General features: G+C 65.7%; 15 protein-coding genes. 5 read left to right on the top strand and 10 right to left on the bottom strand.

Going from position 1 to position 13,214, the window contains the following annotated elements; all coding sequences use genetic code 11:
- The first annotated feature begins 9 nt into the window (after positions 1 to 9).
- The 3 genes from M2163_RS05640 to M2163_RS05630 all read left to right on the top strand — a co-directional run bounded on the left by M2163_RS05640 (position 10) and on the right by M2163_RS05630 (position 3,133).
- The gene (locus tag M2163_RS05640; protein ID WP_280893293.1) at positions 10 to 258 is read left to right on the top strand and encodes a hypothetical protein; all 249 of its coding nucleotides are present in this window, start codon (positions 10 to 12) and stop codon (positions 256 to 258) included.
- A complete protein-coding gene (locus tag M2163_RS05635; protein WP_280893292.1) occupies positions 252 to 518 on the top strand; it encodes a hypothetical protein in 267 nt (88 codons plus the stop codon). The genes M2163_RS05640 and M2163_RS05635 overlap by 7 nt, the downstream gene beginning before the upstream one ends.
- A gap of 380 nt (positions 519 to 898) precedes the next feature.
- Complete coding sequence (locus tag M2163_RS05630) at positions 899 to 3,133, top strand: hypothetical protein (RefSeq protein ID WP_280893291.1); 2,235 nt, start codon at positions 899 to 901, stop codon at positions 3,131 to 3,133.
- Positions 3,134 to 3,285: 152 nt separating this feature from the next.
- On the opposite strand, the gene M2163_RS05625 is transcribed toward M2163_RS05630, so the two are convergent.
- Genes M2163_RS05625 through M2163_RS05615 form a run of 3 tightly spaced genes read right to left on the bottom strand, consistent with a single transcriptional unit; the run spans position 3,286 to position 4,144 of the window.
- Positions 3,286 to 3,627 (bottom strand): transposase, encoded by a 342-nt coding sequence (locus M2163_RS05625; protein WP_280893290.1) that lies wholly within the window; start codon positions 3,625 to 3,627, stop codon positions 3,286 to 3,288.
- Between the two features lie 22 nt (positions 3,628 to 3,649).
- Positions 3,650 to 3,835: a hypothetical protein gene (locus M2163_RS05620; protein ID WP_280893289.1), complete on the bottom strand. Its 186-nt coding sequence runs from the start codon at positions 3,833 to 3,835 to the stop codon at positions 3,650 to 3,652.
- 6 nt (positions 3,836 to 3,841) lie between these two features.
- A complete protein-coding gene (locus M2163_RS05615) occupies positions 3,842 to 4,144 on the bottom strand; it encodes a winged helix-turn-helix domain-containing protein (protein ID WP_280893288.1) in 303 nt (100 codons plus the stop codon).
- Positions 4,145 to 4,283: 139 nt separating this feature from the next.
- Between M2163_RS05615 and M2163_RS05610 the strand changes: the two genes are divergently transcribed.
- The gene (locus tag M2163_RS05610) at positions 4,284 to 4,436 is read left to right on the top strand and encodes a hypothetical protein (protein ID WP_181412114.1); all 153 of its coding nucleotides are present in this window, start codon (positions 4,284 to 4,286) and stop codon (positions 4,434 to 4,436) included.
- A 25-nt stretch (positions 4,437 to 4,461) separates the two neighbouring features.
- On the opposite strand, the gene M2163_RS05605 is transcribed toward M2163_RS05610, so the two are convergent.
- The 7 genes from M2163_RS05605 to M2163_RS05575 form a co-directional block, all read right to left on the bottom strand.
- On the bottom strand, positions 4,462 to 5,853 hold the full coding sequence (locus M2163_RS05605; RefSeq protein WP_280893287.1) for a DoxX family protein: 1,392 nt from the start codon (positions 5,851 to 5,853) through the stop codon (positions 4,462 to 4,464).
- A gap of 238 nt (positions 5,854 to 6,091) precedes the next feature.
- Positions 6,092 to 6,934, bottom strand: coding sequence for a DUF4097 family beta strand repeat-containing protein (locus tag M2163_RS05600; protein WP_280893286.1), 843 nt, complete (start codon positions 6,932 to 6,934; stop codon positions 6,092 to 6,094).
- Between the two features lie 39 nt (positions 6,935 to 6,973).
- Positions 6,974 to 8,236 (bottom strand): cytochrome P450, encoded by a 1,263-nt coding sequence (locus tag M2163_RS05595; protein ID WP_219997168.1) that lies wholly within the window; start codon positions 8,234 to 8,236, stop codon positions 6,974 to 6,976.
- 62 nt (positions 8,237 to 8,298) lie between these two features.
- A complete protein-coding gene (locus tag M2163_RS05590; RefSeq protein WP_280893285.1) occupies positions 8,299 to 9,090 on the bottom strand; it encodes an ABC transporter permease in 792 nt (263 codons plus the stop codon).
- Positions 9,087 to 10,055 (bottom strand): ATP-binding cassette domain-containing protein, encoded by a 969-nt coding sequence (locus M2163_RS05585; RefSeq protein ID WP_280893284.1) that lies wholly within the window; start codon positions 10,053 to 10,055, stop codon positions 9,087 to 9,089. The genes M2163_RS05590 and M2163_RS05585 overlap by 4 nt, the downstream gene beginning before the upstream one ends.
- A gap of 202 nt (positions 10,056 to 10,257) precedes the next feature.
- The gene (locus M2163_RS05580; RefSeq protein WP_280893283.1) at positions 10,258 to 11,130 is read right to left on the bottom strand and encodes a DUF4097 family beta strand repeat-containing protein; all 873 of its coding nucleotides are present in this window, start codon (positions 11,128 to 11,130) and stop codon (positions 10,258 to 10,260) included.
- A gap of 33 nt (positions 11,131 to 11,163) precedes the next feature.
- The gene (locus tag M2163_RS05575; protein ID WP_280893282.1) at positions 11,164 to 11,694 is read right to left on the bottom strand and encodes a toxin-antitoxin system HicB family antitoxin; all 531 of its coding nucleotides are present in this window, start codon (positions 11,692 to 11,694) and stop codon (positions 11,164 to 11,166) included.
- Between the two features lie 106 nt (positions 11,695 to 11,800).
- Here M2163_RS05575 and M2163_RS05570 point away from each other — a divergent pair, with 106 nt between their 5' ends.
- Positions 11,801 to 13,204 (top strand): cytochrome P450, encoded by a 1,404-nt coding sequence (locus M2163_RS05570; protein WP_280893281.1) that lies wholly within the window; start codon positions 11,801 to 11,803, stop codon positions 13,202 to 13,204.
- The last annotated feature ends 10 nt before the right edge of the window (positions 13,205 to 13,214 follow it).

Below are 13,214 nucleotides of genomic sequence, written 5' to 3'. Positions count from 1 at the left end.
CCGCGGGACATGACCCTTGAGGAAGAGGACGAAGAGGCCGAGAACCGTAAAGAACCGGACTACATACCGAACTACCTGAGACCGAATTTCAACCCGGATCACTGGCGCTACCTGCAGTTTCACCTGTCGGAGGCTTCCAGCAGCCTCCGGGCGCATCCTTGGCTGCTCAGCTGGGCGCATCCCACACTGTCACGCATCGAGGCCTGCGCAGAACGCCGATGTGAGGAACAGAAGGCCTCATCGACACCGCGATGGTAGAGAGGGCCGCTGCCGCCCTGCAGCAGTCCGAGCAGTCCGCCGCGCGGCTGGCCGAAGCCTGGCAGTGGTGGCGGCAAAGGGACGACTGGCGCGTCCACACCAGTCCGGACTACGCCCACTACGATCTGAACGCACGCCAGCGGCCAAAGACTTCAGACAGCACCCAACCTGGCGCGGCGGCCATCGAGATCAGCCTGCGGCTTCCGCCCAAGGGAACCGACGAGGACGGCTTGCCCATGGTGGAGACTCTGTCGCTGTGAGAGATCGCCGCGATCGTCGCCTACAAGACCACCGCCGACTGGGCCGCATGCACCGTCACCCTGGCCGCTCCGCCAGTCGTCGCGCAGGAGCTCCTGCGCCCGGACCGGGGCCTCAATGTCACTCCGCTACTGCCCGGCGCCAGCCCAATGCAGGCGTAGCCCGGGACGGTCTCAGGCGGGCAGATTGAGTGGCGGCTGCGTGCCGGCCAGATGCCGCTGACCCGTCCAGCTGCCCAGCGATCTGCCGCAGGCGCCGGCCGGAGCACCTTCGAGCCGCCAAGCACCGATATGTGCACCGCCGATTCCGGAGTGCACTGGTGATCGGCGGACCTCTAGGCTTCCTTGCGCAGGGAACGCCCAGCGGGTATCGGGGGAATGCAGTGGAGACCGCGCGGTTGTCGTCGTTGAGTGAAAAGCTGGTCGGCATCGGGTTCGAGCGGCTTGCCCAGGGCGCCCCGACCGTTCTGAGCAGCTCTACGCTCGCCGGTGAGGTGGCTTTCAGCGCTCCGGAAGGCCAGCAGAACGTGCGCGAGCCGTCATGGGAACAACTGGCCCCCCGCGCGGCGCAGTTGCTCACGCAAGGGCCGTTGTTCCTCGTGCCGACCTGGGAACGCAGGGCGGCATCAGAGCAACGCCGCCCGGCCGGGCACCTCGATTACTACGTCGATGTCCTGGCCGCGTGCCGGCCGCCCGCACCTGACGCCGTGATGGCAGTGCTGGTGCCGGCACACCCGTGGGTCTCGGATCAGCCCTGGGCCGCCGAGATGCGCACCCAACTCGCCGAGCACTGGGACACCCTGCTCATCGTCTACGGGGCCGGCATGCTGACGCAGATTCATGCGCAGATGGAGTCGGCGGTTGTCTTCCTGCGGGCACGGGCGGAGACCAGGCCTGTCCTGAAGCTTTTCCAGGTGCCGCGCCTGCGCCGCCTCGACGAGACGGCTGTCGTTAAGGACTTCGAGCGGCTGCTGGCTCGTCAGGGCGGCAGGGGAGAGTACGGCTATGTGCTGCGGGAGACCCCCAGCCCGAAACAGGGCCTCTACTTCGACCGCTTCGACCCGCACATCCTTCAACGCCGCGAAGACCTGGCCGGCTTCGGAGCCGTCAACGCCCTCGGCGATCTCTTCACGTTTCGCCGTACCCCCTTCAACAAAATGACCCTCAAGAGGGGCAAGCACCTGACGACCCGGAAAGATCCCTCCGTGGTCCGCATGATTGGACCACGGGATATCGCCAGGGACGGCAGCATCGTCCCGCCCTCGGAGGAAACCCTGTGGGCCACCATCCCCGCGGATCAGCAGCTCGCCGCCGGGGACCTGGTGCTTCGCCGCGTGAACGCTCCGATCATGGTGCCCCCACACGGCTTCTTCACCGCCGAGGTCAGCGAAGAAGACCTCCCGGCCGCCGCAACAGACCAGGTAGTGATCCTGCGGCCCATCACGCCGCTTTCCCGACCGCAAGCCCGCCTGATCACCATGTTCCTGCGTACCCCGCTCGCCCTGACCCTGGCCGGACCACAACTGGCCACCACGAGCATGGAAGCGCTGTCCGCGCTGCCTGTCCCACAACCCGATGAGGCACTGACCAAGGCCCTCGACGAACTGACCGCTGCCAAAGACCAGTTCACACAGTGGGAACAGGAGGCAGACTCGGTCATCGAGTCCGTCTTCCTGGAGAAGACCGCAGCCCGTGCCCGCGCCCGCGTCATCGACTCCGGCCGCGCACTGCGGCTGCGCGTCGAAGCCGCCTCACTCCTCGACGACCTTGGGCACAGCGTCCGCACCCGCTTCCCTTATCCCATCGCCTACCGCTGGCGCGAGACCGAGGCCCGCATCAGCGCCGGTGACGCCCAGGCCGCCTACGCCGCGATCCTCGACACCGCCGAGGAACTCCTGTGCTACATCGCCCAACTCGTCCTCGCCCTCACCCACGCCCGGCAGATCACCCTGGGCTCCGTGACCGCGATCCGGGACAAACTCGCCAGCGGCCGCAGCGGACCTGGGCTCGGCGACTGGGCCAATGTGCTCAACGAAGCAGCAACCAGCAAGCAGTTGAGTAACCTTCCCGAAGCCCACCCCCTCCACGACATCCGGACCCTGCTCGCGCACCAGGACGCCGAAAAGGCCCGCCAAGCCTTCAGCGAGCGTCGCAACGACCAGGCCCACCTGCGCCGCGTCGACCCGATCGATCTGCCTCACGCCATCGACGTCGCCTTCGCCGACCTGACTTGCCTGGTCGAACGGGCCCGCTTCCTGGCCGACCTGCCGCTGCTGGACATCACCGATGTGCGCTGGGACGCCTTCGCGCGCAGCGCCCGCGTCGAGTACCGGGAGCTGGCCGGAGACCACCCCGTCGTCCCCACCCGCACCATGACCTCACCCAGCAACGACCTGGAGACCGGCAGCCTCTACATCCGCGACACCGACGGCACGCTGCACCTGCTGCGCCCCTTCCTGATCGGCCGGGACTGCCCGACCTGCCGCACCTGGTCCACCTTCCATGTTGACCGAGTCCCCAAGACCGCCGTGGTCTTCAAAAGCTTGGAACACGGCCACACGCTCGAGGACACCTCTCCCGACACCCGCCGCCTCCTGGGGCAGATCGGCCTGGTGTGAAGCATCCGTGGGACGTGACGCTCTCAGGGGACGGCAGGGCCAGCGACCACAAGGGCAGTGGAAGACCTAGCTCGCCTGCAGGAACCCTCGAGCCCTGTGCGGGGAGGGGGTCCCCTCCCCGCACAGGGCCTCTTCTATTACTGAGTTTTTCGTTAGTTCTGTGGCGTTTGGGGATGAATGGTCAGGCGGGTGTGGGTGAGGAAGGACCACGGGAGTTGCTCGCTGGAGCAGACTCGGTGGATGCCGCGTTCGGCTGCGTCAGCGACATCGGCGAGGTGGTCGCCGGCGAGGTTGGCCAGCTCGCGGGTCTTGATGGCTGACCACAGCAGTTCGACCGGGTTGAGTTCGGGTGCATAGGCCGGCAGCCGCTCGAGGCTGAGCCAGTCCTGCTCGGCCACCCAGGCCCGCATGCGCCGGCTCCAGTGGGCGGACAATCCGTCCCATACCAACACCACCGACTCACCGGGGTAGAAGGTTTTGATCTGTTCCAGCACTTCGATCAGGGAAGTGCTGGAACTAGCTGCCCGGCTTGAGGTGGAAGCACAGCCGCGGGCCGCGTTCGGGGTCGGCGGCGTGGTAGCCCAGCGCGGCAGCCATCCCGGCACGTTTCCAGTTCAGCCGGTGCCGTAAAAGCGGAGTGCGGCCGCGGGGTGCGTAGGTGCGACGCACCTCGGGCAGCAGTGATACGCCTGATCCAGGCATGTTTCTTCACCGCCCCTTTTTGATGCGCGGCCACTCGTGGGCGACCCATCGGGCGATCTCGCACCCGTCCCGTTCGAGGGCCTGGCGTCTGGGCCGCTGCAGACTCCATCCCAGCCGCCCGGTCAGCAGCCGCCATACCGAGGCCCGGGCCAACGTCACCCCGGTCACCCGCTCAACCACCACGCCGACCCGTTCCAGCGTCCACAGATCCGCCTCGAACCCGTGCGCCTGAGCGCCTTGCTCCAGCGCAGTCCGACTGCGCCTGAGCGCCTTGCTCCAGCGCAGTCCGAACCGCTTCGACCTGGGCATCGTCCAGCTTGGACGGCCGACCGGTGGCCGGGCGCCGCCGCAATGCCTCCGCCCCGCCCTGCTCCTACAGGCGCTTCCACCGGCGCACACTCTCGGGGTGCATCCCCACTGCCCGGGCAACCTCGGATGAAGGACGTCTGTGCTCGAACAGCTCGGCCGCGCGCATGCGACGGGCCTCGGCCAACTGCGGCCGCGTCAGCGGCAGAACGGCGACATCAGCAACAACATCCTGCGGCTTGGAAGACACACCATCATGCTCACACTGCCGAAGCCGCAACCACCACAGAACTAACGAAAAGCTCAGTAGGACCCGTTTCTCAACGAAGCTCGAGACGCGGCTGGTACGGCCCGTCCTGCACCCATTCGACGCCGTTCCGGGTAATCGGGAACGAGGAGAGGTCGACCTTCTCCAACTGCATCTGGACCTTTTTACCCCCGAGTTGGCCGGTCAGGGTGAGCCGGTCCGCCGAGGACTGGTCGAAGGACAGCTGGCCGGACCATCTCGGATCGTCGGCCCTCAGCAGGGTTACCGTGTGGCGTGGGACGTCGAATGAGGCCATGTAGTCGACGATGGACCCGTCCATACGCTGGCTGGAGACCGGCCCCGGTTGGTAGGTGTGGGTGGTGTCGACGATGAGCCGGTTCCAGCGCTCGGCGTCACTCGTCAGGGGAGGTTGATCGCGTCCGTCCAGAGAGAAGGCGGTGACATCCCAGATGCCGTACAACGGCGGCTTGGGACCCGATGACCCGATCTGGTCCCACAAGTCCCAGTTACCGTGCACCTGCGAACCGACGAACCACGATCCGATCAGTATCTGAGCCGCCAGAGCGATGTGCGTGGCCCGGCGTGCGCGGAACAGTGGCGGCTGTGTCGGCGCTTCGACGGCGCGGTCGGTCACGAAGAACTTCACCAGACGCACCGCGTGCGGCGCCAGAACGAAGAGACTCAGCAGGATCAGGTGGAAGGTGAAGATCTTCAACGGCACCTGGTACGTGATGTTGATGATGAGCACCTGCGTCAGCTCGACCGAGGCCAACAGGGCCCCCAGCATGGCGGTGCGAGGTACGACCAGGAGCAGGCCAGCGGTCACTTCCGCGCAACCGAGCAGGATTTCGTACTGCGGGGAGCTTCCCACCTGAGACCAGAGCACGTTCAGCATGCTGAAGTCACCGAACGGCTCCACCAGCCTGGTGAGCGGAAGCGACATCTGCAGCGGGAACAGCTTGGCGAAACCGAAGGCGAACAACTGCGACGCCAGGCACAGCCGTACGACGAGGTGGAGCCACTTGTGAAGGGTCGTGTAGTTCGGGCGGTGCCGGTCGACCAGCGACCAGACGACCGTGACCGCAGCGCCCAACACGAGCCAGGTGAAGGCAAGGACCCAGAAGAACGCCTGGTCACCGCTCTGTACCGGTTCGATGAGGGGGGCGTCGACGTGGAGCACGTTGTCGGCCACCCAACCCACGACCGGTCTCACAGTGTGGTATTGCCAGACGTAGGCGGAGGGCGGGAGGTCCTTCCCGAAGACTCCCAAGAGCGGAAACAGGATCCGCATCTCGGTGAGGAAGAACAGTCCGACATAGACCAGGCAGAACCGGAACGCTATGCGCGTGGCTAAGTTCCAACTCGTCACCGAAGGACTCGTGCTCGCTTCTTCGGCTGTCTCCTGGCCACTCGACGGTTCGGCAGTATCAAGTATTCGGGTCATGCCAACCTCCTGCCTCGGGTTCTGTCGCACGGCCACCGAAACCCGGTACTGAAAAGGGGCCGAGAGAGCATCCGTTGGAATAGGTCCCCAAGCTAGGCCCGGGGATGGCCGGATGTCTACGCCCGGAATTCCGGGGAGGGAATTCCGGGCGGTGGGACAGGTGTGAGCAACGACCGGCAGGGTCCGCTGTCCGGTCGACAGGACGCCTACCGATCGGAAGCGTGCCTGATGGGCAGGGTTAGAGCCCGGCTGAGGGCCGGAAACGCCCGATGCTGATGTCGCCAGACTTCGAGCGCGCTGACACGGTGATGCGTTCCGTGGAGGAGTTTCCGGTCTCGAGACCGGGCGAATTACGGACGTGCCCCTGTCGCGAATCGAGATCGAGTGTGGCTGTGACGTCCTCCGGAATGTTTATTTCAATGCTTCCGGAGTCCGAGGTCGCGTTGACCGTTTCGCCCTCGGCCTTGTCGATACGAATGTCGCCTGATTCGGTGTACGCGTCGACGCTGCGGCGTGCGTGTCCGACCACGAGGTCGGCATCGTGCCCGCGCAGCAGGAGGTCGCCGGTGACCTCGCCGATTTCCGTCTCGCCGTACTGGTTGGTGATGCCGACGCTGCCGTCGACGTGTTCGATCTGGACCACGCCAGAATCACTGGTCACCTCCGCACGGCCGGCCACCCTCCGGACGGAGACGTCACCGCTGTCCGTGGTGACGGTCAGCGGGCCTGTCTCGTCCAGCACGATCTCGCCACCATCGGTCCGGAACGTGCAGGCACCGAGCCTGCCCACACCTCGTACCTCGCCCTCTAGAACCACCGCCTTCACGGTGGAGCCTTCAGGCAGGTCGATTCTCACGCGGATCGATTCTCCGAATCCCAGCCAGCTGCTCCAGCTTTCGCGTGGTTGCGGGCCGTCGATGACGAGTTGGCGGTCCTGATAACTGACACGGATCTGTGACGGGTCGTTCATGCCGGTGGTCGATACGACGGTCTCCGAGCGGTCGCTCGCGAGCACCAGGAGATCGCCCACGGGGAGATTGACCGTGACCGAGACCCCACCGGGGGTTGAGAAGCTGGGCATGATGTCGTCCTTGGTGCGCGGGATGCAGTGAGGCCGTGTCTACTGCTCGGAAGGAGGAGTCAGCACCACGGGGAGTGCGTTCAGCCGTCGCAGTGCCGGCACACGCTGCCAGGGGAGTTCGGCCGGCGCGACGGCGAGGGACAGCTCCGGAAACCGGTTGAACAGTGCTGGCAGAGCCACGCTCAGCTGCAGCTTCGCCAAGTAGGCGCCGAGGCAGTAATGGGGACCGTGGCCGAATCCCAGATGCCCGTGTCCCGGCGCCGTCATCTCGCGGGCAACGTCGAAACGGTCGGGGTCGATGAACTGGCGCGGGTCGTAGTTGGCCGATGTCAGCATGGGCTGCACGACGTCCCCGGCCTTGATCTGTACGCCGCCGAGTTCGACATCGACCGCCGCGTACCGGGGCACTGACAACTGCGTCGGCCCGCAGCGGCGCACGAGCTCCTCCACCGCCGTCCGCCACAGCTCCGGCTGCTTCTTCAGCCGCGCCAGCTGGCCGGGGTGGACCAGTAACTCCGCGATGCTGTTGCCGAGTGCGTGCGTGGACGGCTCGTGCCCCGCGGTCATCAGAGTGATCACGAAGCTGATCAGTTCGTCCGTGGAGAGGCGGTCGCCGTCCTCGTCATGAGTCCTGATCAGCGTCGTGAGCACGTCGTCCGCCGGTGAGTTGCGGCGTCGCTCGATGATCTCCCGCACTCCCGCGATCATGTCGTGCAACGCCGCCGGCATGACGCCGGGCTCCAGCGATCCGAGCCCCGTGCTCCATCCGTGCCAGGCGGCGTGATCGGACTTTGGCACTCCCATGAGCTCGCAGATCACCGTGAGGGAGAAGGGGTACGCGTACTCCGTGATCAGGTCCACCTGTCGTTCGGAGCCGTCGAAGGCGTCGATGAGGGACTCGGCGACCGTTTCGAGCTCGGGGCGCAGGTCGGTCATACGCTTCACGGTGAAGGCGCGCGTCACGAGCTTCCGCAGCCTGGAGTGGACCGGAGCATCCCGGCCGAGCATGCCGTTGGCGAGATACGGATAGTCCTCGGCCGGGATGCCGAGCTTCTCGGCCATCTGCGTCCGTGCGTCGTCTCCCTGATCGCCCGTGACCGAGGCGAAGTCGCTGACGAACCGGCTGTCGCTCAGTACCGTCAGCGCCTCCTCGTACCGAGTGACGTACCAGACGGAGACGGCGCCCATGAGCCGACCCCGTATGACAGGGGCCTGCTCGCGCAGAAGGGCGGCGCCACCATAGGGGTCTGCCATCATCGCCTCTGTCATCACGTCCGGCAGGTCGAGTGATTCTGTGGACATCGGAATTCCTCCTGGTTGGCAGGCCGTGGGAGCGGTCGACGATCCGTATCGCTGTGCATTGCTCAGGTGTGGCGCGGGTCGCGCTTGTAGAGCTGCTTCGACCACAGGTAGCCGACCAGTGCGATGACGAGGCACCAGGCGACTGCGACGATCCAGTCGTTGCCGATCGGCTCTTCGAGGAGCAGGCCGCGCAAGGTCTCCGTGATGGGTGTGAACGGTTCGTTCTCGGAGAACCAGCGCAGCCCGGGGGCCATCGACTGGGCTGGGACGAAGGTACTGGACATGAAGGGCAGGATCTGCATGATCATCGGCAGGTTGCTCGCCGAGTCCACGGTCTTCGCCATGAGGCCGAAGCCGACGGCCACCCAGGTGAGTGCGTAGCTGACGAGGGCCATGAGGCCGAAGGCTGCGAGCCACTCCAGAACGCCCGCCCGGGGCCGGAAACCGACGAGCAGCGCGATGGCGACGACCACGACGGTGCTGATCATGGACTGGACCACACTGCCCACCACATGTCCAGTGAGGACCGAGGCACGGGAAATGGGCATGGTCCGGAACCGGTTGATGATTCCCTTCGTCATGTCGACGGCGACCGCGATCGAGGTTCCCATCGCTCCCACGGTCAGCGCCAGCAGAAGGATGCCCGGCGTGAGGTAGTCGACGTACTCGATGTCCCGTCCAGATTCCCCCAGTCCGTCGCCGAGCGTGCTGCCGAAGGCGAAGACGAACAACAGAAGCAGGACTACCGGCATGACGACGCTCCCCAGTAGCGTCGACGGGTTACGCCTGGCGTGCCGCAGGTTGCGGCGGACCATCTCGGACGAGTCCTGCAGGGCGAGCGAGAGAGTACTCATCGGACAGCCTCCTGCTTTCCGTTGTCCGTTGCCGTCTGGCTGGTCAGGGTGAGGAACACATCGTCGAGATCTGCGTTGTGCACCGTCATACCGACTGGGGTGATCGTCGCTTCGTCGAGCCGGTCGAGTACCTGGCGCATCGACCGCAGATCGTCCGCGTTGGGCACCCGCAGGCTCAGCGTCTCCTCGTCAACGTCCGAAGAGGCCAAGACGCTTGCGGCCAGGGCAAGTTGCTCCGCCGAGTCGAAGGTCAGCCTGATGTGGCCGGTGGGTGCGAGCTGCTTGAGCTCGCTCGGAGTGCCCTGTGCCACGAAGCCACCTTGGTGGAGCACCGCGATCCGGTCGGCGAGTTCGTCGGCCTCTTCGAGGTACTGCGTGGTGAGGAAGATCGTGACGCCGTCGGCGACGAGCTCACGAATGATCGCCCACATCGTACGCCTGCTGCGCGGGTCGAGACCGGTGGTCGGCTCGTCCAGGAAGATGATCCGTGGTCGGCCCACGAGAGTCATCGCCAGATCGAGCTTGCGCTTCATGCCACCGGAATAGGCGCCGGCAAGCTTCCTGGCATCGTCGCCCGTCAAATCGAACTGCTCGAGCAGTTCATCGGCGCGCTGCCTGCTCTCCACAGGTGAAAGGCGATAGAACCGACACATCATGAGGAGGTTCTCCTCGCCGGTGAGCAATTCGTCGACGGCCGAGAACTGGCCGGTGACACCGATTGCCCGGCGGACTTCCTCGGGCTTCTGCATCAGGTCGTGGCCAGCGACGTGAACGGTACCGGCGTCTGGGCGGATGAGTGTGGAGAGGATCTGCACCAGGGTCGTCTTGCCCGCGCCGTTCGGGCCGAGTAACGACCAGATACGGCCCGCGGGGACTTCAAAATCGATGTTGTCGAGAACCAGCTTGTCTCCGTACGACTTACGTAGCCCGGCGGCCTTGATGGCGAGTGGAGTGGTCGGCGTCATGGGTTTTCCTTTTCGGTCGGGGGAAATCCGTCTTCCGCGCGGCCTCGGTTCGAGGGGCGTATTGCTCCGGAGGGCGCGATGCTGTCCTGGCGCCGGGACGCCGTGCGCGGCTTCTCGATCTATGGCGCAACTTTGCGCCTGTAAGGCGCCATGGGATGGAGGTGAGGAGGGGGAAGCGCGTCGGTGGCGCCCGGCAGACGTGTCAGCCGGACGTCTGCGAGGACTCTGACGCGCGGTGGATCATGATGTCGCCGTGCCTGGAGCGTGCTCGTACTTTCACCATGTCCGCGTCCTGGGAGGGGCCGTCCTTCGCCTGCATGGTGTTGCGCACGGACCCGGTGGAGCTGTGGGCGTCGATCCAGGCGACGGAACCTTCGCAGATGCCGATCTCGATCTCTCCCGATCCCGTCAGCAGTTCCGCCTCGCCCTGCTGCACGCGTCCGAGGCGAATGGTGCCTCCGGCGGCCTTGGCGGTGACACCCTTTCCCGCGTCATCGACGAAGATGCTGCCACCGGCGGTGCTGACGTGCAGGTCGTTTCCGCTCGCGCCGATCCAGACGTCGCCGTTCACGCCCTTGATGACGGCGCTGCCCGAAACCTTGGCCAGCCGCACCTTCCCCGACACTCCGTTGACGTTTGCGTACTCCGACACAGCGTCGACCGCGATGTCCGCGAACACCGTGTCGATGTGGAGGAGCTCGACGTGATCGAGGTGGACCTCGCCGGACATGCAGTCGAGCTGGACGTCCTTGAGGGGTCCTTCGGACCTGACCTCCGCCTTCGTTGCCTCGATCTTCACGCTGGAGCCGGCCGGAAGCTCGATCGTGACGTCGACGGACGCCGACTTGCCGAAGATGCCACTGAGCCAATGCGGTTCCGGCGCTTTGATCAGCAGTCGGCCCGAGGCGTATTCGACGTAAGTCTGCTCGGCCGCCTTGGTGTCGGCTGCCGAGGACTGGTCGCCGGGGCGGACATGCACAGTGGTCTCGGCTCGGCCGCCGGCCAGGACCGACAGCCTGCCTTTGTTGAGGGTGACTGCGACGATGATGGGCTTCGGGGTGGAGAACTCGGGCATGAGGAGCCGTCCTGTCATGGTGGTATACGGGGCTCAGCCGACCCAGCCGATATAGCGTCGCGACGGTCCCGGGCCGCGTCGGCCTGACGAGGGTGGCTGGGCGGATTCGGCGTCCAGCGCGGCCGTGGTGACGCGCACGAGCCAGGCGTTCAACGACTGCCCGTCCTTGGCCGCGGCGGCTTCGATGCGGGCCTTCAGGTGCTCCGGAGGACGGAAGTTGATACGGCCCACCGCGCCTTCGGTGTTGGGAGGCGGTGGCGTTTCCGCAGCCGGGGTTGGGGCCGGAAGGGGGAGGGGATCCTCGTCGACGGGCTCCTGAAAGCCGGGAGGTGCGACGACGAAGTACGGATTGCGCCCCCGCAGGCGGACTTCCACTGAGCCGGGGACCAGGTCCCGAGTGATCTCGTCCGCCGCAGCCGACAGTACGTCGAGCATGGTCAGCCGTGTCGCGGACACGACCGACGACGCCAGACGCTCTGCCAGAGCCATGGCTTCGCTGTCATCCGCCCCCGCGGAGGCCAGGAGCTCGCGGTGGAGACCCTCGACGTAGGGTGTCAGATCCATGGCGCAAGCATGGCGCCTTGATGGCGCCACCGCAAGTCCGTAGGCGGGAACCTCGGCGCGTGGGTCGTCTTTGCTGTTGGGGCAAGCGACTGCCGGAAGCCACGGTGTGCGGCTGCCTGATCCGGAAACCGTGATGCGTGACTTTCGGGAAACGGCATCGGCGTGTCCCGGCGACAGGACACCTGCGCGGAGTCCGCCATCGACAGGGGCGACACCGGTCTGTAAGACTCCGAGCAATTCCGGGATGAAAATAGCGGGAGACAAACACCGGATATTTCGAGTTCAGTACCGCCTCATCAGGGATGACGGGAGTGCGATGTCCGCGCTGGCTGAAAAGTGGAAACTCGATCGACAGCGATACTTCTGGATGTACGGTGAGGACAGGGCGACCGAACCGGTCGCTTTCGACGAGGCGGCCGGCATATGGAACGTCTATGGGTACGCGGAGTCGCTGTACGTGGCGAACAACCCGCAGCTGTTCTCGTCCGATCTCGGCCGCCTGGTGCCGGAGCGGCGTGAGTTCGACGAGGGCGCCCTCGACCGGCTGGATCCGCCGGAGCACACTGCTCTTCGCAGAATCCTCGCCGATGCCTTCACTCCCCGTGCGATCGACGCCCTCGAACCCCGAATACACGCAATCACCAAGAATCTGCTGGACCGGGTGGCCGACCGGGACGGCTTCGACCTCATCAAGGACTTCGCCTACCCACTGCCCATCACGGTGATCGCGGAACTGCTCGGCATTCCCGAGAGCGACCATGCCCTGCTCAACGGCTGGATCGATACGATGATGAGCATCACCTCGGAGTTCTCATTCGGCGAGCGGGACGAGAGCGCCGAGAACGAGCTGGCGGTCGCCCTGGACCAGGTGCGCCACATCGCCGACCACCTGCGAGGACATGCCAAGGATCGCCGCGTACACCCGCGGGAGGATCTGCTCACCAGGCTCGTCGAGGGGAAGGTCGACGGACGACCCCTCACCGACAACGAGGCGGCCAACTGCGCCAACGTCATGCTCGTCGCCGGCCATGTCACCACCACGCTCCTGGTCAGCAACACCGTGCTGATTCTGGACGCCTTTCCCGAGGTGGATCGAGCGGTCCGGCAGGACCGGGCTCTGATTCCCTCGCTCCTCGAGGAGTCGCTGCGGTACATGAGCCCAGCCGCCTCCATGGTGCGGGTGACGAACGCGTCGATCGAGCTCGGGGGCGTGACACTCGAACCCGATCAGGTGGTCATGGTGTGGATCCCGACCGCCAACCGTGACCAGCGGGTCTTCGTCGACCCGCATGCTTTCGACCTCAACCGCGATACCAACCCGCACATCGGCTTCGGCCGGGGTGTGCACCACTGTCTCGGATCGGTGCTGGCCAGGCGTGAGGGGCGCATCGCCCTGAATGCGCTGTTCGACCGCTTCCCCTCGCTGAGTTGCGACCCCGACAATCCGCCGACCTTCCTGAGCAAGCCCAACCTCAACGGTGCAGCCCGGCTTCCCGTTGTCGTCGGCTGACGCGGCCGCC

Origin of the sequence: Streptomyces sp. SAI-135, assembly GCF_029893805.1 — a bacterium.
In the GTDB taxonomy this organism is placed as follows: domain Bacteria; phylum Actinomycetota; class Actinomycetes; order Streptomycetales; family Streptomycetaceae; genus Streptomyces.
The sequence above is the reverse complement of the archived record's forward strand: the minus strand, read 5'-3'. Positions and strand labels throughout refer to the sequence as shown.